13 protein-coding genes are annotated in these 21051 nt (G+C 69.6%); 6 read left to right on the top strand and 7 right to left on the bottom strand.

Going from position 1 to position 21051, the window contains the following annotated elements:
- Positions 1 to 462: 462 nt before the first annotated feature.
- A complete protein-coding gene (locus NFU81_RS07190; protein WP_251486186.1) occupies positions 463 to 2898 on the top strand; it encodes a glycoside hydrolase family 9 protein in 2436 nt (811 codons plus the stop codon).
- Between the two features lie 383 nt (positions 2899 to 3281).
- Here the strand turns inward: NFU81_RS07190 and NFU81_RS07185 are convergent, their stop codons facing one another.
- The gene (locus tag NFU81_RS07185) at positions 3282 to 4184 is read right to left on the bottom strand and encodes an NmrA family NAD(P)-binding protein (RefSeq protein ID WP_251486184.1); all 903 of its coding nucleotides are present in this window, start codon (positions 4182 to 4184) and stop codon (positions 3282 to 3284) included.
- 88 nt (positions 4185 to 4272) lie between these two features.
- On the bottom strand, positions 4273 to 5892 hold the full coding sequence (locus NFU81_RS07180; protein WP_422665161.1) for an MFS transporter: 1620 nt from the start codon (positions 5890 to 5892) through the stop codon (positions 4273 to 4275).
- A gap of 168 nt (positions 5893 to 6060) precedes the next feature.
- Here NFU81_RS07180 and NFU81_RS07175 point away from each other — a divergent pair, with 168 nt between their 5' ends.
- Positions 6061 to 6657, top strand: coding sequence for a TetR/AcrR family transcriptional regulator (locus NFU81_RS07175; protein WP_251486181.1), 597 nt, complete (start codon positions 6061 to 6063; stop codon positions 6655 to 6657).
- Between the two features lie 188 nt (positions 6658 to 6845).
- Positions 6846 to 8528: an FAD-dependent oxidoreductase gene (locus tag NFU81_RS07170; protein WP_251486180.1), complete on the top strand. Its 1683-nt coding sequence runs from the start codon at positions 6846 to 6848 to the stop codon at positions 8526 to 8528.
- 144 nt (positions 8529 to 8672) lie between these two features.
- On the opposite strand, the gene NFU81_RS07165 is transcribed toward NFU81_RS07170, so the two are convergent.
- From NFU81_RS07165 to NFU81_RS40785, 4 genes are all read right to left on the bottom strand, one after another.
- Entirely contained in the window at positions 8673 to 10190 is a 1518-nt protein-coding gene (locus NFU81_RS07165; RefSeq protein ID WP_251486178.1) for a sialidase family protein, read from the bottom strand.
- A 171-nt stretch (positions 10191 to 10361) separates the two neighbouring features.
- Complete coding sequence (locus NFU81_RS07160; protein WP_251486176.1) at positions 10362 to 10685, bottom strand: hypothetical protein; 324 nt, start codon at positions 10683 to 10685, stop codon at positions 10362 to 10364.
- A 150-nt stretch (positions 10686 to 10835) separates the two neighbouring features.
- The gene (locus NFU81_RS07155; protein ID WP_251486174.1) at positions 10836 to 11114 is read right to left on the bottom strand and encodes a hypothetical protein; all 279 of its coding nucleotides are present in this window, start codon (positions 11112 to 11114) and stop codon (positions 10836 to 10838) included.
- Positions 11115 to 11236: 122 nt separating this feature from the next.
- Positions 11237 to 17401, bottom strand: coding sequence for an RHS repeat-associated core domain-containing protein (locus NFU81_RS40785; protein WP_274038126.1), 6165 nt, complete (start codon positions 17399 to 17401; stop codon positions 11237 to 11239).
- Positions 17402 to 17948: 547 nt separating this feature from the next.
- Between NFU81_RS40785 and NFU81_RS07140 the strand changes: the two genes are divergently transcribed.
- Positions 17949 to 18515, top strand: coding sequence for a DUF6368 family protein (locus NFU81_RS07140; protein WP_251486172.1), 567 nt, complete (start codon positions 17949 to 17951; stop codon positions 18513 to 18515).
- 66 nt (positions 18516 to 18581) lie between these two features.
- Here the strand turns inward: NFU81_RS07140 and NFU81_RS07135 are convergent, their stop codons facing one another.
- The gene (locus NFU81_RS07135; protein WP_251486170.1) at positions 18582 to 19136 is read right to left on the bottom strand and encodes a DUF4262 domain-containing protein; all 555 of its coding nucleotides are present in this window, start codon (positions 19134 to 19136) and stop codon (positions 18582 to 18584) included.
- A 339-nt stretch (positions 19137 to 19475) separates the two neighbouring features.
- Here NFU81_RS07135 and NFU81_RS07130 point away from each other — a divergent pair, with 339 nt between their 5' ends.
- Both NFU81_RS07130 and NFU81_RS07125 read left to right on the top strand, forming a co-directional pair.
- Entirely contained in the window at positions 19476 to 20222 is a 747-nt protein-coding gene (locus NFU81_RS07130) for a hypothetical protein (RefSeq protein WP_251486167.1), read from the top strand.
- Positions 20223 to 20419: 197 nt separating this feature from the next.
- The gene (locus NFU81_RS07125) at positions 20420 to 20953 is read left to right on the top strand and encodes a GNAT family N-acetyltransferase (RefSeq protein WP_251486164.1); all 534 of its coding nucleotides are present in this window, start codon (positions 20420 to 20422) and stop codon (positions 20951 to 20953) included.
- Positions 20954 to 21051 lie beyond the last annotated feature (98 nt).

Below are 21051 nucleotides of genomic sequence, written 5' to 3'. Positions count from 1 at the left end.
GCTCCGGCGCGCGGCACCGCACCGTCCCGCCCGGGGCAGCTGGTGGTGATGTCGTCGTACAGGGTGTAGGCGGCGTCGCCGGCGTACGCCTCGGAGTGGGGAGCGAACACGTCCGCGGGGAAGGGCGTGGCTGCGCGGGCGGGCGGACCCGTGACGACAGCGAGGCCGAGGACGCTGAGCAAGTAGCAGTCGGGGCGAGTTTGCGGCTAGGCGGGTGGTGAGGGTCATGGCCGGGGACACCTCATGTGCAGGGAGCGCTGCACGTTAGGAAAGGTTCCTAACGATCGCCGCAGAGTAGTGCGGCCCGACGTCGGCGTCAACACCTCACGCAGGGTCCCGGACCAGCCAAATTCCTTGCCCCATAGGGCTCTTGACCGTTCGTCGGCGGCAGCGGTACGGTCCACGGCACTCGATTAGGAAACTTTCCTGTCGATTCATGTCATCGCCCCGGTTGGAGCCCTCATGGACACCCTCGCCACCCCGCCCACCGGAAGACCGCGCGGCAGGAGACGCCTCACCACCGCACTCACCGCCGCGTGCGCGCTGGGCCTGGTGAGCGCCGCCCTCGCCCAGGCCGGGCCGGCCACCGCCGCCACCACCGCACTGGTCCGCGTCGACCAGGCCGGCTACCTCGCCGGCGAGACCAAGCACGGCTACGTGATGTCCGGCGCCGCGTTCAGCGGCGCGACCTTCTCCGTCGTCAACTCCGCCGGCACCACGGTCCTCACCGGCAGCGTCGGCTCCACCAACCTCGGCTCGTGGAACACCGGCTACCCGGACGTCTACCCGATCAGCTTCGACTCCCTGACCACGCCGGGCACCTATCACATCGTCCTGGGCGGCTCCGCGGCCGGTTCCTCCCCGTCGTTCAGGATCACCGACTCGGCCGGGCTCTACGGCAAGCTCGTCGCCGACGGCGTCACCTTCTTCCAGACTCAGCGCGACGGCTCGGACGTGGTCGCCGGCACGCTGAACCGCAAGGCCGCCCACCTCAACGATGCGACCGCGAACGTCTACGCCTGGCCGAGTTTCGCCACCGGCAGCGACACCATCACCAACTCCAACCTGTCGAAGACCGGTGGACCCGTCGACCTCTCCGGCGGCTGGTACGACGCGGGCGACTACCTCAAGTTCACCCACACCCAGGCCTTCGGCGACGCCATGCTGTTCGCCTCCGAACGCGCCCTCGGCTCTGCCGCGCCCGCGAGCCTGGACGCGGAGGCGCACTACGGCGAGGCGTGGCTGAACAAGGCGTGGAACCAGAGCACCAAGACCCTGGCGCTCCAGGTCGGCATCGGCTCGGGCAACTCCGCCGGCACTTTCACCGGCGACCACGACCTGTGGCGGCTGCCGGAGAAGGACGACGCCGACACGTCCTCCGCCGACCGGTACGCAGCCGCGCACCGCCCGGTCTTCAACGCGGCGAGCGCCGGCGGCGCGATCAGCCCCAACCTGGCCGGCCGCACCGCCGCCGCGTTCGCCCTCGCCGCACAGGTCGACGCGACCGCCAACCCGGCGCAGGCCGCTGCCGAGTACCAGGCGGCGACCTCCCTGTACGCCCAGGCGAAAACCAGCTCCCCGCCCTCGCCGCTGACCACCGCGCTGCCGAACGACTACTATCCCGAGTCGACCTGGCACGACGACATGGAGTTCGGCGGCGCGGAAATCGCCCTGGCCGCACAGAAGTTGGGGCACGACGCGAGCCCGTACCTGACCCAGGCCGCGACGCACGCCAACAGCTACCTCACCTCGGACACCGGCGACACCTTCAACCTCTACGACACCAGCGCGCTGGCGCACGCCGACCTGATCAGGGCGATCACCGCGGCCGGCAACCCGTCCGGGCTGGCCACCACTCCGGCCGCGCTGACCGCCGACCTCAAGCGGCAGGTCCAGGCGGCGGCCAGCAAGGCCGCCGCGGACATCTTCCACGCCGGTGGCGACTACACCGACTTCGACGTGAACGCGCACACCTTCGGCTTCCTCACCACCGAGGCGCTCTACAAGCAGGCCAGCGGCGACGCCACCTTCGACGCCTTCGCCACCGGGCAGCGCGACTGGCTGCTCGGCGCGAACGCCTGGGGCACCAGCTTCATGATCGGCGAGGGCAGCACCTTCCCGCACTGCCCGCAGCACCAGGTGGCCAACCTGAGCGGCAGCCTGGACGGAACTGGGGCGGTCGCGGTCGGCGCAGTGGTCAACGGGCCTAACAACACCAGCCAGTTCAGCGGCGGCCTGGGTTCGTACTCGACCGGAATGAAGGCCTGCCCGAGCGGCGGGAGCGACGCGTTCTCCGCCTTCTCCGGCCACAGCAGCCGCTACGTCGACGACGTCCGCTCCTGGCAGTCCTCCGAACCGGCCCTGGACATGACCGGCGCGGCCATCATGGGCGCGGCCGCACAGGAATCGCTGAACGCCACGGCACCGTCCAGTGACTTCTCCGTCTCGCTGTCTCCGGTCTCGGGGAGTGCGAAGGCGGGTTCGGCGGTGTCGGCGGCGGTGTCGACGGCGGTGACCGCGGGTTCGGCGGAGTCGGTGGCGTTGTCGGCGTCGGGTCTGCCGTCGGGTGCGAGTGCGTCGTTCAGCCCGTCCTCGGTGACCTCCGGTGGCAGCAGCACGCTGACGATCACCACCGGCGCCGCGACCCCGGCCGGGACGTACGCGGTCACGGTGACGGGCACGGCGGCGACCGGCAGCCACACCGCCACCTACACCCTCACCGTCACCGCGCCGTCCGGCGGCACCTGCAACCCTGCGTGGACTGCCACCGCCTCCTACGCCCCGGGTGACAAGGTCTCCTACGCGGGCCACAACTACACCGCCTTGTACTGGAGCACGGGCGTCACCCCCGGCTCCGCGATCGCCTGGAACATCTGGCAGGACAACGGAACCTGCTGACACCACCGGGCGATCACACACGCCGCCCCGGAACTCCATGCCCGGGGCGGGAACACCAGGGGCCGTCCGGCGTGGGGGCCGGACGGCCCCGCGGTAGCGAAAGCCACCAGAAATCACCTCAGCGGTCCGGGCAGCGCGGGTCGAGCCCGGAGCCCTGTGCCGCTCGGGTGCGACTCAGCGTTGTGAGCTGTGGTGATGCCCGGGTGGTCAGGCAGCGTTGTGGGTGCCGAAAATTCCAACCGGCTAAGGCGGGGGACCGCAGGAGTTGCCGGCCGGTGCTCGTGGACGCCTGCTGCACCGCCTGCCGGGTGATCCGGCCGGCCAGGGAGGAGGCCAGGCTGCCGCCTTCCAGTGCCCAGTGATATGGCGGCCGACGGGCCGGGTCAGCCCAGGTAGAAGTCCTTGCGGGCCGCCACGAACGCCTCGATCGACTGCGGGGGGACGCCGGTTACCCGCTCGACGCCGTCGGCCCTGCGGTCGTACCGGCCGTCCCGGTGCAGCTTGGCCATGGTGGCGATGTGCTGGACGACGTGCGCCGGCAGGCCGAGCTTCGGGAGCTGTGCCTCCCACCTGTCCGGGGGCACGTCCACGTAGGAGATCGGACGGCCCAGCGCCAGGGAGAATTCCGCGGCCAGCTCCGTCATGTCGACCGAGCGGGGACCGGTCAACTCGTAGACCTTCCCGATGTGCGGCTCCGGGTCGCGGAGCACGGTGGCGACAGCCCGGGCGACGTCGTCCACGGCGACCGGCGAGGTGCGTCCGGTGCCGAACGGCAGCGCGATCGTGCCGTTCTCCTTGATCGACCGCGCAGCCAAATCGGTGAACAGCGAGGTATCCAGGAACACCGTCGGCCGGATGTGCACCACGGGCAGGCCGGACCAGTTCAGCACCTGCTCCGTCAGCCAGAGCAGCCGCTGCTGGTGTGACTCCTCGGTGCTGGTGGCGGTCATCTGCGACACCGTCATCTGCGTCAGGTCGACCAGGGCATCCAGCTGCCCGTACTCCCTCGCGACGGTGGCCACCACGGTCGCCGCCAGCAGCTGGTCCGGCGACACGGCCATCGCGAAGTACATCCGCGCGACGCCCTGCAGTGCGGCCGCGACCGTTTCGGGCCGGGTCAGGTCGCCGATGACGACCTCCGCGCCGGCCGCCCGCAGCTCCGCCGCGCGCTCGTCGTCGCGGCGGACCATGAAACGCACCGGCACATCCTGGGTGCGCAGTTGCTCGAAGACTGCACGGCCCACGCCGCCGGCGCCGGGAATGAGAACAAGGTCGTTGGCAACCATCAGCGGATCTCCTTCGGAGTACGGGAACGTCTGGACTGGTGGGTGTGGTCAGGGCCGACAGCCCGGAGGCCGCCATGGTGTCTCGCGGTTACGACTCGATTTCGCCGCTGGGTGCTGCGGTCCGGGGCTGGGGCTTGTCACCGGCGGTGGCCATGGCGACGTTCTTGCCCGGCAGCAAGGCCAGCACGACGACGGCGCCGAGCAGGGCGACGGCCGCTGACCCCATGGCGGTGATGTGCATGGCGTGGATGAAGGCGTCGTGCGCGGGGCGCACCAGCGCCTTGCCGGCCGGTCCCAGCTTCTCGGCGGCGGCCAGGGTCGCCTGGACGGATTCGCCTGCGGCGTGGCGGTCGGGGGCGGGCAGTTTCCCCAGGTGGCTGTTGATGCCGTTGCGGTAGGTGGTGGACAGCAGCGACCCGAGCACGGCGACTCCCATGGCCCCGCCGACCTGCCGGAAGGTGTTGTTGACCGCGGATCCGGAGCCGGCCTTCTCCCGTGGCAGCGACGACATGATCATGACGGTGGCGGGCGGCATCACATGGGCCATCCCCGTGCCCATCAGGAAGAACAGCACCTCCAGTACCCAGATGGGGGTGTCCTGGTCGAGCAGCAGGAAGCCGGCGAAGGCCGCCGCGGTCAGGACCAGGCCGGTGGCGCACACGGCCCGGGCGCCGAAGCGGTTGACGACGAGGCGGGCACGCGGGGCGAAGAACATCTGGGAGGCGGCCAGCGGCAGCACGAGCAGACCCGACTGCAGGACGCTGTAGCCCCGGACGCTCTGGTTGTAGAAGACGCTGAAGAACGTGACGCCCATGAGGGCGAAGAAGACCAGGCCGATGGCGGCGACGGATGCGGAGAACCGCCGGATGCGGAAGTAGCTGACGTCGAGGGCCGGATGGTCGCTGCGGGCCTCGTACCCCACGAAGCCGGCGAGGACGGCCAGGCCGCCGAGGATCGCCGCCCAGGACTCCGGCCGGGTGAAGCCGCCCAACTGGCCGCCCTTGATGATGCCGTAGACCAGCAGCGCCAGGCCGACGATGGAGAGCAGCACGCCGAACGGGTCGAGCCTGCCGGGCCTGGGGTCCTTGGAGTCGGGGACGATCACGATCATTGCGGCCGTCGCGGCGGCCACGATGGGCACGTTGACCAGGAAGACCGAGCCCCACCAGAAGTGCTGCAGCAGGATGCCGCCGGTGATCGGGCCGATCGCGATGGCGAAACCGACCGCACCGGTCCAGATGCCGATGGCCTTGGGCTGCTCGTCGCGCTCGAAGACGTTCATGATGATCGCGAGCGTGGCGGGCAGGATGAAGGCGCCGCCGAAGCCCATCAGGGCGCGGAAGGCGATGAGCTGTCCGGAGGAGTCCGACAGCGCGGACAGCGCGGATCCCACGCCGAACACCAGCATGCCGAAGAGCAGCACCTTCTTGCGCCCGAGCCGGTCACCGAGCAGGCCCGCGGTGAAAAGCAGTCCGGCGAAGACCAGCGTGTAGGAGTTGATCGCCCACTCCAGTTGGCTCTGGGTGGAACCGAGTCCGGTGGGAGCGGGCTGGGCGATGGTCTTCATCGCCACGTTGAGTATCGAGTTGTCCAGCATCACCACCAGGAGGCTGCACAGGAGCACGGTCAGGATGGCCCAGCGCCGGCGGTGGACCGTCTCGGAAACACCTCGTCGCTGGGCAGGCGGCACGGGTGGCGCGGTCGCCACGGTCGCCGCGGGAGTCGAGGACTCGGTGGGGCCGGGTGGTGATGCCACAAGGGGTCTCCAGCGCTGTCGGTGGTTCTGCGATTGCGGGGGCCGAAATAGATGTCGCTAATAATCTAAACAGAGCTTACGATAGATGGCAACCGACATCCAATCGAGGAGAGTGATCCCGTGGGCCGCGTGTCCCAGGCGCAAGCGCAGGAGAACCGGCAGCGCGTCGTAGCCACCGCCTCGCGAATGTTCCGGGAGAAGGGCACCGCGGTCAGCGTCGCCGACCTGATGAAGGCGGCCGGGCTCACCCACGGCGGCTTCTACAAGCAGTTCGACTCCAAGGAGGACCTCGTCGATGAGGCCATCGCCCACGCATTCAGCGAGCCTGGGACGCACTCGGCGGTTGCCCCGGAAGACCACGCAGAGGGGCATGAGGCCGCGCGCCGGACGCTGATCGGGAACTACCTCTCGGTCTGGCACCGCGATCACGCCGGGGACGGCTGTCCCGTCTCCGGTTTCGCGGCCGATTTGGGGCGCGAGCCCGAGCAGGCCGCCCGCGCCCGGGACGTCTACGTCAACGGGGTACGCAACCGCGCCGCGTTGCTGGCCGGAGGCGACGACGACGGCATGGCGCAGCTGTGCACCATGGTCGGCGCCCTCGTCCTGGCGCGCGCCACCACCGGCGACCCGATCTCCGAGGAACTGCTGCAGGCCGCGCGGACGGCCCTCAGCGAGAGCAGCACGGTGCCGTCGGAAGCGCGGCAGCAAACGGACTGAGCGGTGCCCGTGCGAAACCGGGACCTGATCCCGCTCTTGTCCTGGTCCTTCTCGGCTGGTGAGGCGAGACCACAGCTCTCGCGGGGGCTCGCTGGCGGAGGGGAAGCGTGGCGCCCGCGGGGTGGCTGCCGAAGGCACGGGACCGACGGGAATAGCCTGACGCGACCTGTCACGAATTGAGGCGAATCATGATGGAGCCGGAACCCGGGTCGCCGAAGCCCCGGCCTCCTTCTCCGGAGGAAGCAGCACCGCAGCTGACGGACGAGCAGCGAGCCAGGCTCGCCTCGTACGGAAGCGGCCAGGACGTGCGGCGCGGCGACGTGGTTTTCCGGCCCGGTGAACCGGCCTATGACCTGATCGTGGTCGAGGCCGGGACCGTCGAGTTGGTGGCGCCATCGGGCCCGGGCGACGACGAGGCGGTCATCGCGACCTACGGGCGCGGCGGCTTCATCGGCGAACTGAACCTGCTGACCGGGCAGACAGTGCACCTGGCCGCCCGCGTGGTGGAGCCGGGACGCATCTACCGGATCCCCCCGTCCCAGTTCCGGCGCCTCATGGCCGACGAGGCGGATCTCTCCGACCTGCTGTTGCGCGCTTTCCTCGCTCGACGAGACCGGCTCCGAGCCGGTGTGGTGGCGCGCAGGCTGGAGATCGTCGGCGTCAGCGCTTCCGCGGAGGGGCTCGCCCTGCGCACCTATGCCGCACGTCAGCGCCTACCGCACCTCTGGATCGAGGCAGGCAGCCCCGCCGGTCAACGGATTCTGAGCTCGGCAGGGCTCGTCACGACTGATCTGCCCGCCGTCGTCGCCCACGACGGGGTGCTACGTCGGGCCACTCCCGCGGAGCTCGCCTCGACTCTTGGCCTGTCCTACCGGGCCGCGGAGGGAGGCCCTGTCGACCTCACCGTGGTGGGTGCGGGTCCCGCGGGCCTTGCCGCCGCCGTCTACGGCGCCTCCGAGGGGCTGGACACCGTCGTGCTCGACGGCGTCGGGACGGGTGGGCAGGCGGCAGCAAGCTCGCGGATCGAGAACTACCTCGGCTTCCCCTCCGGGCTGAGCGGTGGGGATCTCATGCAGCGGGCCACCTTGCAGGCACTGAAGTTCGGCGCGCGCCTCTCCAGCCCCTGCCACGTGGCAGCTCTGGAGACCCGCCACCACTACCTGCGCGTCGTCCTGACGGACGGCACCGGCATCGACAGCCGCGCCGTCCTTATCGCCACCGGCGCCCGCTACCGCAGACTGCCCCTTGTGTCATGGGAGCGGTTCGAAGGCGCCGGGATCTACTACGCGGCCACCAACCTCGAAGCCCAGCTGTGCGCCGGTCAGCCGGTCTGCGTCGTGGGCGGCGCCAACTCCGCCGGGCAGGCAGCGCTGTACCTGGCCGCACGCGGCTGCGGCGTCACGCTGGCCGTCCGGGGCAAGGACGTCGCATCGGGTATGTCGTCCTACCTCGTCAACCGGCTGGGCGCCGATCCGCGGGTGACCGTACGTCCCTCCACCGAGGTGACCGAACTGCACGGCGGGGAAGGACTCGAACGGATCACGCTGACCGACCGCGCATCCGGGAGATCGGAGCAGCCGTGCCGGGGCCTGTTCTGCTTCATCGGCGCGTCCGCAGCCACCGACTGGTTGCCCGGTCTGTCCACGGACCCCCATGGCTTCCTGCGCACCGACGTGCAACTGGACCCCTACCCGCTCAGCCCGGTGTGGGCCGGCCTCGGGCGAAGTCCGCTCCCCTTCGAAACCAGCGAACCAGGCGTCTTCGCTGCCGGCGACGTCCGCTCCGGATCCATGAAGCGGGTGGCCGCCGCCGTCGGAGAGGGCGCCAGCGCCGTCCACTCCGTTCACGCCGCTATCGGGACACCCGTCTGACCGCCGTCAGCGAGACGTTCGTCAAATCGTGTTTTCGAGCGGGACAGCCCCCAGCCGATTTCTTGAGGGACCCGGCGGTCGCGCCCGCGACCGCCGGGTCCCTCGTCATTCGTGCTGCCCGGGCCCGACCGTTTTACGGGCGGATCAGGGGCTGTCCTCACCTCCGCCCTCGGCGCCGCCGTTCGCGAGCCACTGCTGGTAGGCGATCGCGGCCCGTACGGCCGAGAAGAAGTTCTGGCCTGCGGTGGCAGGCGTTGCGGCCGCGGTGCCGGCGGCAACGGTGAGACCGGCGGCCGGTGTGTACATCGCCTCGTTGAAGCCCGTGCCGGAGCGAGCCGAGGCCACGGCGAAGACGGGGTGTGCCGTGCCGCCGGAGAAGGAGGTCGAGATGTAGTCGCCGACCATGGTCCCCTGGGTGGTGCCCGCCAGCCAGGAGTGGGTCATCGGTCCGGCCAGCTGGGTGGCTGCCGTCCAGGTGGCGCCGCCGTTGGCGGAGGAGACGTATCCGACGTCGAGCTGGCAGTTCGAGGCCGTGCAGTTGGCGACCGGGTGGTAGTAGTAGGCCAGCGCCAGGCGCGCGGTGCTGCCGGAGGTCGCCCTGTCGACCGCGAGGCCCGGGATGAAGTGGTCGACCGTGGTGGTCGTCGCGTCGATCGGGATGCGGACCACCGAGGACCAGGTGGTTCCGTTGGTGGTGGTCGACATCACGATGTCGTTGGAGGTGCACGAACCCCTGGTGCCGCGGAAGCGGCAGTCCTGCCAAACCAAGTAGACCTTGCCCGACGCGTCGATCTCAGCGGAGGGCAGCGGTCCGCTGCGCAGGGACCCGTGGACGGTGTACGTGCTGACGGTGGCGACGGTCGTGGTCGAACTCCAGGTGCTGCCGCCGTTGGTGGACTGGAAGGCGAGGACCGACGTCTCCGAGGCGCTGGCAGCGGACACGATCACCGTACCGTTGGGCTGCACCACGGGCTGGCCGCCGATGCCGGTGGCGTTGTTGCCGGTGTTCTTCGACGCACCCCAGGTCACCCCGCCGTCGGACGAGGTGGTCATCTTCAGGCGGTCGCCGTCGGCGGGGCTGTCGTACTCGGTGTAGCAGTTGCCGTAGTAGAGGCTGGTCGAGGTGTTGTCGCAGACGATCCAGTTCTTGTCCAGGTCCGAACCGGTCGCGGTGGTCACCGGGTTGCTCCAGGTCAGCCCGCCGTCGGTGGAGCGGCTGGTGTAGACGACCGGCACCGTGACCGACGAGGTGATCGGGATGCTGGAGATCATCCAGACGTTGTGCTTCGCGTCGTAGGCCACCGCGGCGTCGCTGGCCCGGGCGTAGGTGCCGCCCCCGGCCGTGGTGATCCCGGGCAGGAAGCCCTTGGTCCAGGTGGCGCCCCCGTCGGTGGAGGTGGTGAAGCCGATGTTGGTGCCGCCGCCGTCGTTGAACCGGCCGACCTGGAAGGCGGAGACGATGGTGGAGCCGTAGGCGAAGGTGTCGGGCTCGACCTCGGTGGCGTGCTGGCTGTCGGAGTTGGTGTAGGGGTCGGTGCTGATCTGGGTCAGTGCGGGTGCGGCGTCGGCGACACCGGTGGACACGACCAGCGCGACGGCGGTCACAGCCACCGTGACCAGGCCGGGACTGACCACGCGCCGCAGTAAGGAGCCTAGGGACATGTTCCCTTCCTCTGCCGAGAAACGGGCACGTCGGGCATCGGTACGCCGCCGGGTGAGGACGTGGAGGAGAGCTTGTACACGTCCCGCCTTGGGGCAGAGCGGGTTCCCGCCGAACCGAACCAGGTGCAGGACGTGCGCAAGGACGTCCCTACCGTCCTACTGTCTACATGCTCACGTCAATACGACCTGTCGGAGCGCCTGTACACGGACACGATGGTCCGGTACCCCGGACGGCACATCCGCAACTCCTGCACTCCCGCCCCGGCGGGTTCGACAGACCTCACGCCGGCGATCCTGGGGAACCAGCCGCGACAGCGCGGCCAGCCGGATCCGATCGGCCGGCTGGTACCTGACCCGCGCGATCTGACGACGCAGCACCGCATTCTCATGCCGGAGCGCCGACGCTTCTGCGTCCTTGGCCACGCGGCTGCGCAGCACGGCGGTGGGCACCATGACCGGGTTCCGGACGAGCGCGGTGACGACCGACGGCACCATCGAAGGGTCGTCCCAGATGCTGCACCGGCTCTGGGGGACAAGCCCGCAGCGCGTCCCGAATCATGTTCTCGAGCGGGATGGGGCGGCACGCAGGACCGCAGCCCCTGCGGCCGATGGTTGCCTGGTCGGTCGCAGGGGCTGCGGCGGGAGTCAGTTGCGCTTGCTGAGCGGCGCTCCCCTCGTGCCGGTCACGATCAGCGGGAGCGCGATCAGCAGGAGCAGCCCGGGGAGGATCACGTGGAGGCCCGCCGAGTGGCCGGAGAAGGCGCCCATGAGCACCAGGCACAGGCCGAGGAGGGCGTATCCGAGTCCCCAGACGACCGGTCTGGCCGTCTGGCCCTCCAGCCAGGGGAGGGGCCGCCGGAGCAGCGATACGGCGATGCCGACCACGGCTACCAGCGATCCGACGACTTCCAGTAGGACGTTCATGCTGTGCCCTTTGAATTCACCATGGCGAACTTCCCGGTTGAGGGGGAGGCCGCCGTGGCACGGCGGCCTCCCTGGTGACGAGATGTGGCGTGGACCAGGACGGAGTTCGAGACGGGGTGCGGCTACTCCTTGCCGACTCTGAACCACCCAGGGTAGAGCTTGAGCTTGACGCCCCGACTGGGGTGCTCGTTCAGTGTGTTGTAGATGTCAGCCGACACCCACCAGTACACGCCCGATATGGCGCCGAAGACGATCGCCCCCAGGTTGCTTCCTGGAATGGCGCCGAACATCACCGCGAGTATGGCCGCCTTGCCCGCTCCCGCGTTCATCCGGTCCGCCACCCGGTAGGCCCGGGAGCGGGTCATGTCGACCTCTTCGTAGCAGCCCCACCAGTGCCAGTGGTGGCCGTTGTAGTTGTGCTTGCTGCGGCCGCTGAGGTCGAGGCAGGAGACGGGGTTGCCCGAGCAGTAGTCGTAGGCGTTGGCGCTGCCTCCTGACACCGGGTCGACGGACAGGAAGCGGCCCTCGGTGGGGTCGTAGAGGCGGACTCCCATCAGAACGGCGCCGGTCACCGTCTCGTCGGAGCGTTCCTTGCCCCCCAACCAGCCGTAACGGCCGGCCGAGTCGGTGCTCACGGCGTTGCCGAACTCGTCGTAGGCCAGGGCGGTCGGGACCACCGAGGCGTCGACCGGGAGCTGCACGGTGACGTTGGAGTGCAGGTCGGTCAGCTGCAGGACGGTGCTGCCGGTGGCGGTGCTGAGGGCGGCGAGGTCGCCGTCGGGCCCGCGGACCTCGCGGGTGACGGCGCCCGAGCTGTCCTCGGCGATCCAGTCGGGGCTGTCGCCGTCGTTGCCGTAGTGGTTGGTCCTGGCCCCGGTCTGGGACCAGGTGCCCGCGGTGCTCGCCTCCGTGGTCCAGGAGGCCAGGCGGTTCGCCGGGTCCAGGGTCCACGTCTGGCGGGCGGCGCCGTCGGCCGAGGTCTGGGTGCGGACCATGTCGTCGGCGTAGTAGTCGATGGTGGCGCCGGACGCCTGGGCCGTGGTGCGGCCGAACGCGTCGTAGGCCACGCTGGTGCCGTTGACCGTTTCGAGGCGGTCGGCGCTGTCGTAGGTGGAGACGGTGCTGACGGGCGAGCCGGCTGTTCCGTCGGGGTTGTCGACGACGGTGGTCAGGCCGGTGCGGTTGGTGTTGTCGTCGAAGGTGTAGGTGCGGTGGGCGGTGGTGTCGTCGCGGGTGTCGTCGGTGTGCGTGAGGCGGCCGGCGGCGTCGTAGCCGTAGTCCTGCTCACCGGTGTCGGAGGTGTGGGTGGCCTGCTCGCCGTGGACGGTGTCGCCGGCGGTGTCCGCGGCGACGGTCACGCCGTCGCTGTCGCGAGTGTAGGCGCGGCCCGTCTCGGCGCCGGTCTCGTCGCGGTGGACGGCGAGGGTGTAACCGCCCGGCAGGGTCTGGGCGGTGACCTCGCTGTCCGCGTCGTAGGCCGCACTGAAGGTGCCGGCCACCGAGTCGGTGCGGGAGGTCTCCAGGCCGCGTGGGTCCTTGGCGCTGTCGTAGGTGTAGGTGGTGGTGGACGGGGCCGAGTCGGTGGTCAGCACCGGCCGGTTGAGGGAGTCGTACTGCGTGGTGGTGGTACTGCCGGCGCCGTCGGCGTACGAGATCTGCCGGCCGAGCTTGTCGTAGGTCCGGCTGATGGTCCGGCCGGCCGCAGCGGTGGTGGTCGCCTTGCCGGTCGCCGGGTCGTAGGTGGTCGTGGTGTCGGGTACGGCCGTACCCGTTCCGCCGGTCACCGAGGTGCCGGTGTCGCGGCCGGCCGCGTCGTGGCTCGTGGTGGTGGTACGGGTGACGCCGTTGGCCGTCTCGGTGACGGTGGCGGCGTTGCCCCACCTGTCGTAGGTGGTGGTCTTCACCGGGAGCTGGGCGGGGTTGGTGCCGCCGCCGGTGATGGCGCTTGCGGGTCCGACCGAGCAGACCAGGTCGGCCCATTCGGGGTGGCCGTTGCAGGCGCCGGTGCCGGTCGCGGACCAGTAGGTCGTGATCGTGGCACCGGCGTCGGTGCCGTCGGACTTGGGCAAGGTGGTCTTGATCACCCGGCCCTGGGCGTCGTAGGAGGTGGTCTTGGCCAGGTTCAGCCCGGTGGGGTCGGTCACGGTCGTGGTGGGCAGGCCCTTGGCCCAGTCGTACGCCGTCGTGGTGGTCCGCTGGTCGGCGTCCGCCGGGTAGTCGGCCACGTCGGCGCCGACGGTGACGGTGGTGGGCTGGTCCTCGACCGCGGCCGTACCGTCGGTGGGACGGCCCTGGTCGTACTGCGTGACGGTGTGCGCGCGCGTCGGGACGACCGTTCCCGCGGGCAGGTCGGCAGCGCCGGCGGGCGCCGTCAGCGTGGACTCCAGCGTGGTCAGGTGGCGCGGCCCGAACTCGTCGGTCTCCCGCAGGCCGTCCGCGGAGAACACCGCGGTGGTGGACAGCTGGTCAGCGCGGTCCGCGGTGGACAGGCCGTCGATGCCGAGCTGTTGCAGTTCGGTCAGGCCGGCTCCGCCGGTGGCCAGGGCCAGTTCGCGGTTGTCCGCAGTCAGCCGGCGCACGGTGTTGCCGAAGCGGTCGTACTCGGTGGTCGTGATGTGACCGCCCGGTTCGGCGGTGTTGACCTCACGGCCGGAGGCGTCGGTGTAAATGACGACGGCCCGGTGGTAGTCCCCGGTGGCCAGGGTGGTGCCGTCGTGCGAGGAGGGCACCTGGTCGGCGGGGAAGATGGCCGTGGCGTCGGCCGGAGCGTCCTTCTGCGCCCAGCCCGCGACGTCCGGGCCGGCCATGGCGTACGGGGCGGCGCTGCCGGTCAGCTGCGCGTTGTAGACGATACTGGTGGTGGCCGTCCCCCCGTCCGTCTGGGTCGCACTGCCCTGGGTCAGCGTCGGGCGCGAGGCGGACAGCAGCATGCCGTCGCCGGCGGTCGCGGCGCTGCCGACCTTGCCGTAGGCGAGCGTCCACGGCAGTTCCCCGGGCGGGGTCAGCGTGGTGATCCGGCCGGCGCTGTCATAGTCGTACGCGGTCTTCAGCGCCGGGCTGATCCGCGGGTCCCATTCCTGCCGCAGCCGGCCGGCGGAGTCGTACGCGTAACCCGAGACGACGGTCGCCGTCGAGGCGCTGTCACCGGGCGTGGTGGCCCACAGCTTGATCTGGGACACCTGTCCGGCGAAGTCGCCGAAGACCGACGCCGTCGCGGTGGTGGTGGCGGCGTACACGTACTCCAGGACCCGGCAGCCCTTCGCTGACGGTGTCGCCGAGCAGGTTGCGGAGGACACGGCGCTGGTGGGCGCGATCACGTACTTCGGACGGGCCAGGGTCTGGGTGCCGGAGGTGATCTTCTCCGACACCACCTGGGTGGTGGAGTTGCTGGTCGGCAGGAACGTGGAGGAGACCTCCCACGTCGTCGCCGCCGGGTCGACCTTGGTGAAGGCGGTGGTCGTCCCGTCGGTGTCCTTCAGGGTGAACGACCCGGTCAGCGACCCGGAAAGGGTCAGGTCCTCAGCACCGGGCTCGGGCTTCCAGCCGCCGCCCGAGGTTGCGGTGAAACCGGTCGGGGCACCGTCGACGTCCACCAGCGACACCGAGGTGCTGGAGGACTTGCGCAGGTAGGACCAGTCGGAGTCGGTGATCTCGGCGGTGGTGCCCGCGATCCACTGCGGACCGAAGATCGCCACCTGCCCCTCTTGTGCCGAACCGTTCACCGGCCGGCGGGAGGACGCAGCGCGCGTCACCGACAGACCGATGCCGGAGGCGTCGGTGGAGCTCAGCGTCGCGTCACCGGTCAGCGCGTTCACCGACGCGGGACCCGCGTTCAGCGACGGGGCGTCCCCGGCGTTGCGGTCCACTGTCACGACGTTGGCCGGGGAGTTGTCGCTGAGGGTGCCGTCGGTGAAGACCGCGCGGACGTCCACCGGTCCGTCCTCGGCGAGGGTGTCGGTGATGTTCCACGTCAGGGCGGCGGGAGTGCCGGCGGACGCGGCGAACGGCCACCCGGCCGGTGCCGTGCCGTCGGCCTTGCGGACGTCGGCCAGCGGCACGCTGTGCCAGGTGTCGGTCTCACCGATGCGGTACTGGTACGTCACGCCGGTGTCGGCCGCCTTGCCCTGCCCGGTCAGGCTGACCCGGCGTGCGGGGCGGTCGCCCTGGCCCGGGGTGAGCAGTGCGGCGCCGGAGCCGGCGTAGAAGACGTACGACGTGGCGGTCGAGACGTTGCCGGCCTTGTCGTGCGTGGCGATGCTCAGGGTGTGCTTGCCGGCCCGGAAGCTGAGCGTGTCGGAGACCGCGGTGCCGGTGGTGGCGTGGGTCTGCGCTGAGCCGCCGTCCAGGGTCCACACCACGGAGGCGGTGTCGGTGGCCGGTGGGGTGAAGGTGAAGGAGCCGGAGAAGTTGCCGCTCGCGTCCGCCGTGCCCGACCACGCGTTCGCGGGGAAGTCGGAGGAGGTGACCGACGTGGTACCCGGTGCCTTCGTGTCGACGGTCAGCGTGCGCCAGGCCGTCCAGTCACTGTTCGGGCTCCACCAGTTCTGCCCGTCGTAGGACGAGGCGTGCCACTCGTAGGTGCCGTCGGCCAGCGCCGTGGTCGGCGACCAGGTGGCGGTGGCACCGGAGTTGACGTAGGGCGAGTAGCCGGAGGCGACGACGGTGGTGCCGTCGGTCTTGTCGATCTGGAACAGGTGCTCGATGGTGTCCTGGTCCGCGTCGGTGGCCGAGGCCTGCAGAGCCGGCGTGGAGTCGCTGGTCGCGGCTCCGTCAGCCGGGGTGACCTGGGTCGGCTTGGATGGCCGGTGGTTGTAGGTGATGGAGAACGTCGGGTTGTTGGCGAACTTCACCCGGTCGATGTCATTGGTCTCCGTCGCGTTGAACAACCCCATGGTCCAGTTGGTGTTGTGGATGTCCGCGATCTTCTGCATGCCCGAGGTCACGTCGAACGTCACCGGCAGATTCGGGCTGCTGCTGGGCGTGGTGAAGGTGGCCGACGCGTTCGGGCTCGGGTAGTTCGGGTTCGCCGTCGTGTTCTTGCACGGCTGGTTGTTCCACGTCGTCGACGCGCTGATCGAACAGGTCGAGAACGCGTTCACCGTGGTGGAGTTCGGCCCGGACGCCGAAGCGGCGGTGACCTTGGTGTTCAGCTTCGCCGACTGGATGATCGCGCCCCAGATCCCGCTGGGAATGCTGAGGTTGTAGTAGGTCCGCTCGATCCCGGTGGGGGACGAGAAGCCCTGGTAGCCGACGGCCAGACCTCCGCTGGGCGTCGTGCCCCAGTTCGACGTCGTCGGGTACGCCTGCTGCACCTCGTCGAAGTGCAGCGTCGCCGACGACGCGGGGTGCGGCACGTAGGCGGGGTCGATGTACACCGGGAAGACCGTGGTCTTCGCCGTCAGCAGCCCGTGGTCCGCCACCAGGTGCAGTTTGTGGTCCTTGAACTGCGCCTTGACCCGCGCCTGACGGGCTCGCGAACCGGGAGCACTGGCTGAGGACCTGGTCGCGGCGGCCGACGCGGATTCGCCCGTACGCGCGGAAGGTGCGGCCGTCACCGTGCTCGTCGCCGAGTCCCACATGACCGGTGCGGGGGAGCTGACCAGCAGTCGGCCTTTGCCGTCCTTCACCGTCAGGTTGCCGCCTGCGTCCGCGGCAACAGCCGCACCGCCTCCGGCGGTCAGCGCCTGCGAGATGTCGGCCAACTGCGGATCAGCCGCCGCGGCCGCCGACTTCACGACCAGCGTCTCCTCGACACCACCGGCGGGCGTGGCCGTGACCTGCAGGTCCACCCCGGCGAGCACACCGGCGTACGTCGCGGTCGCACCCGAAAGGGTCGGTGCGGGCAGCGCGGTGGGCCAGTGAAGGGAGACGTTTCTGCCGTCCACGGTCATCGACACCAGTGGAGCGCTCCCGCCCCCGGACAGCACCAGACCCGCCTCCGACGCCACCGGCGCCACGAGGCCGTCCGCCCGCCGCTTGAGCCTGGCGTCCAGATTCACCCAGGAGCCCTGGCGCTTCACCCACTGTGCCTGCGCGAACGCCGTGTACGTCAGCGACCCGTCCACGTTCGCGAACGTCTGCGAGGCGTCCGTACGCTCGTCCAGCACCTCGATCCGCCGGTGCTGCAACCTGGCCGTCAGTCGCGCCGACGCCACGTCCCGCGCCTGCGCCGGGCCGTACGAAACCTGCTTCTGCTTGTGCGACGGGGCCGCCTGGTGAGTGGGCATGACGGCCACCGCCGCACCTGCCCCTCCCACCACGGTCACCGTCGCGATACCGACGACCATCGCCACGGCGCCCGACACCTGTCGCAGCCATCCCGGTGACGAACCTCCTACGCGGCCGCCCGGCGCACGACGCCGGACTCCCCCCCACGATCGGGCCACAGCCCCTCCTCAAGGACAACGTAAAGTAACTGCCCTGTCACAGCCGACAGGGCCCGCAAATCCTCACACGGCCGGGGGGAGGCGAGATAGGGATTAATCGAGAGGCCGAAGACGGTCGAATGCGGAACTAAAGGATCCTCCATAATTTCCTATGGGTTTCGTGCTAGTTATCGAGTGGCATATCTACCCGAAATGGCACCAATCCCTGGCTTTCTCCGGTGCGTCCGGAATAAACCTGGAAGCCGTGTGGCCAAGGACACGTGGATGCGCGGAAACGGCACAGCCCGCGGTTCGCCGGGTGCTCTTCGGAACCAGGAGGTCCACCGTGACGCCGTCCGTGCCGAAAACCTCGTCCGTGTAGATCAAGCGGCATGTCGGTACTCGTGGAGGATGGTGCATGTGCCCCGCGGCGGTCAGGATGAGCCGGCACGATCGCTGAGGAGGTGTCATGGGGAGACCGGCGGTCGGGCTCTGGCTGCCCGAGAAGCACGAAGCACTTGACGCTGCACCATGGCTGGAGCACTTCTGCGACCTGGAAGCGCGGAGCGACGGCTCGATTGATGTCTGCGTCCGCAACCCCTCGGCCGTCGGTCTGCCCTACCTGCAGCAGGCGGAGGGCCGGTTCAACCTCGGGCCAGAGGTCATCGACGACGGCGAGCAGGCGGCCTTTCCGGGGCTCGATACGCCTCCTGCGGCGGAACTGGTGGTGTTCGCCTACTGCTCGGGGCCGCAGGAGCATCGCCTCCTCGGCCATCTCGCCCTGTTCCTTGCTGAGCGTTTCGGTGCTCTGATCGACTTCGGTGGCATGCTCGGCTACCGCTACGCCGGGCACTGTCGCACCGTCGAGGAGAAGGCCGCCCGCCTCGCTGAGTCCCGCGCCCTCGTCGCCTTACTCCCGGGCCGGGTCCTGGAGATGCCCTTCGAGATCGAGGACGGCCTCTACGGCTACTCCCACGTCGGTGACCGCGAGTTCCTGGCCGCATGGCTCGGCCACCCCGATTTCCGCCTGATCTAAATGAGCGCGATCCGCAAACGGGCCTGCTCGCTCGGCCTGCATGATCTTCGAGGAGCCCCTGAAATCTCAGCCAGTCGCAAGCGTCGTCCAGACCCCCGGCGGGTGCTCAGCCGGTTTCAGCCACAACTGCGGTTGAGACTGCTGGTATTGCTCGTCGGCCCCCGGCTGCCAGAGGAAGCGGCCTGCGGCGTCCGCCCACACCGCTTGGAGTACCGGGAGCGGAGGCCGGCGGTAGAAGGAGATCGCGCGTCCGAAGAACTCCCGGTACCAGCGGAGGTCCACTGGCTTCAGGACGACGGGCCGATCCTCGATGATCCCGTGGCATTCCCTGCCATCCTCCAGCACAGCCCCGGTCGCAGCCTTGTGACCCAGGGAGTTGAGCAGCACGTGCATCGTCTGGATATCCAGTCCGAACATGGCGAGCTCAGGCACCGAGTGCGTGTGCCAGAGCCCGATCGTGTACGCGAAGCCGGGTCCTTCGTCGTCGGCGGGCACCACGACCACGCTCCAGCCATGCTCCATGACCTGCTTGGCAGTCCGCAGGTCCATGCGATCGGCCGCTTCCCGATCACCGTAGTCATGGCAGATCACGCAGCGACAGGATGGGAGGTCGTGCGGCATGCCGGTGAGATTACCTGGCGAAGCACGGAACCTGCGCCAGAACCGGAGGCTGCGCTCACTTGCCGGTGCGTAGGACGGTGAAAGCGACAGGGGTGGGGTCGGCGGCATCGTGGTCCTTCGCGGCCGTCCCGGTGTTGAGGGTGCCGTCCCCGCGGGGCGGCACCTCAAACCCCGCGCGCGCCGGCCGGTCTGGTTCCGACTGGCCGACACTACCGTTGCCACGATGGCTGGGCCGTCGCGCCTGATCCGAGCCATGATGAGCGCCGACGGTTCATCAGTCCTGGGGGGATCATGAGAGCTAGACGTGCGCACGCCATCACTGCGGCGGGCTCAGCGGCAGTGTTGCTGATGGTGGCGAGCGGATGTGCGGGGGACACCGGCGATGGCAAATCCGCGGGTGCGCACACCCCATCGTCCACCACCGCTCCGGCCGCTGCCCCTTCCCACACCCCGGCGCAGCCGACGCCGGTGCCGGTGCCCACATTCACGTCCGCACCGGCGCTGACCGTCCAGAAGTTGACAGCGCTCACCTTCCCGGAGGACGTCACCCCGGGTACGTACGGGATGCCGGTGACGGCTTTGACGCCTTCTGCCGGCAGCGCCTCGCGTCCGGTCACGCCTGTGGCATGCCAGGACGTGAAGGAGATCGTCGAGGGGAAGCCGGCCACCGTCGGGGTCTCTCAGCTGATCAACTGGAAGGACGACATCTTCCCGGGGAGCACCACACTGGCGGCCTATCCCTCCGCAGGCGCCAAGAGCGTGTTCCGGGCGCTGGAAGCCGACCTGCCGCTGTGCCGTAGCCTCTCCGGCGTCGATTACGGCGGTCACCGGTTCACCAACCGCATCGTCGTCTTGCCGGCCCCGACCGTGGGCGACCAGGCGGTACGGTTCCAGGAGGTGGCCAACGTGGGCGAAGGGCACCTCCGCTACACCGAGCACATCGTCGTGCGGAGCGGCGAGACCATCGTCGCCTTCGTCATGGCGGACGTCGACCGGCAGACCCCCTTCCCGCCCAACCTCGTCGCCCAGCAGGTACAACGCCTCGCCGCCGCCCAGCACTCGCCACAAGCCCAATCCAGCGGGTGAACCGCACTCTTCCTCCCGCGTGATCCATCACGTCCCCGACCGGGCCACGGTGGCACCGGGCGCTGCGACCTGCGGCGTCAGGGTGGTTGAGCACAGGGGAACAAGTCCGCAGTGCGCGTACCCAAGCAGTAACCGGGACTGACGGCCCGCACTTCTCGATTACCGCTGAGGTCCTCTTCCTCGGCAGGATGGGAGCCATGACCGAGATCCAGACCCCTCGCCTCATCCTCCGTCGGTGGCATGACGACGACCTTGCTCCTATGGCAGAGATCAACGCGGACCCGCAGGTCATGCGCTGGATCGGAGATGGATCCGTCCGTGATCTGGAGCAGACGGCGGAGGATATCGAGCGGTGGGAGGAGGAATGGGACGAGGAGGGCTTCGGTCTCTTCGCCGTCGAGCTGCTGGCCTCGGGCGAGCTGGCCGGCTTCGCGGGCCTGTCCCTCCCCCTGTTCCTGCCCGAGGTGCTGCCTGCCGTGGAGATCAGCTGGCGACTCGGCCAGCAGTATTGGGGACAGGGCTACGCGTCTGAAGCCGCCCACGCCGCACTGGAGTTCGCGGTCCAAGATCGTGGTCTCGATCGCGTCATCAGCATCAGCTCGGCGGGCGATGACGCCTCGGAGAACGTGATGCGGAAGCTCGGCATGGTGCCGGAACGCGAGACGACACATCCGGTGTACGGACTTCCGCTGCATGTTCACACCATCGATCTCACCGAGTTCCACGACTGAACCGCCCGTATCGGCTCCCTAGCAGGGGGCAACAGGCTGCCGGGGTATCGGAGTGCTGAACCACCCGACGGTGCGGATGTACTGCTGAGATACGAGCT

Origin of the sequence: Actinacidiphila cocklensis (assembly GCF_907177275.1) — a bacterium.
GTDB classification, from domain to species: Bacteria; Actinomycetota; Actinomycetes; order Streptomycetales; family Streptomycetaceae; genus Actinacidiphila; species Actinacidiphila cocklensis.
The sequence above is the reverse complement of the archived record's forward strand: the minus strand, read 5'-3'. Positions and strand labels throughout refer to the sequence as shown.

Coding starts and splice junctions, on each gene's coding strand:
- NFU81_RS07190 (WP_251486186.1), top strand. CDS start 463: ATGGACACCCTCGCCACCCCGCCCACCGGAAGACCGCGCGGCAGGAGA.
- NFU81_RS07185 (WP_251486184.1), bottom strand. CDS start 4,184: ATGGTTGCCAACGACCTTGTTCTCATTCCCGGCGCCGGCGGCGTGGGC.
- NFU81_RS07170 (WP_251486180.1), top strand. CDS start 6,846: ATGATGGAGCCGGAACCCGGGTCGCCGAAGCCCCGGCCTCCTTCTCCG.
- NFU81_RS07165 (WP_251486178.1), bottom strand. CDS start 10,190: ATGTCCCTAGGCTCCTTACTGCGGCGCGTGGTCAGTCCCGGCCTGGTC.
- NFU81_RS07160 (WP_251486176.1), bottom strand. CDS start 10,685: ATGGTGCCGTCGGTCGTCACCGCGCTCGTCCGGAACCCGGTCATGGTG.
- NFU81_RS07155 (WP_251486174.1), bottom strand. CDS start 11,114: ATGAACGTCCTACTGGAAGTCGTCGGATCGCTGGTAGCCGTGGTCGGC.
- NFU81_RS40785 (WP_274038126.1), bottom strand. CDS start 17,401: ATGGTCGTCGGTATCGCGACGGTGACCGTGGTGGGAGGGGCAGGTGCG.
- NFU81_RS07140 (WP_251486172.1), top strand. CDS start 17,949: ATGGGGAGACCGGCGGTCGGGCTCTGGCTGCCCGAGAAGCACGAAGCA.
- NFU81_RS07135 (WP_251486170.1), bottom strand. CDS start 19,136: ATGCCGCACGACCTCCCATCCTGTCGCTGCGTGATCTGCCATGACTAC.
- NFU81_RS07125 (WP_251486164.1), top strand. CDS start 20,420: ATGACCGAGATCCAGACCCCTCGCCTCATCCTCCGTCGGTGGCATGAC.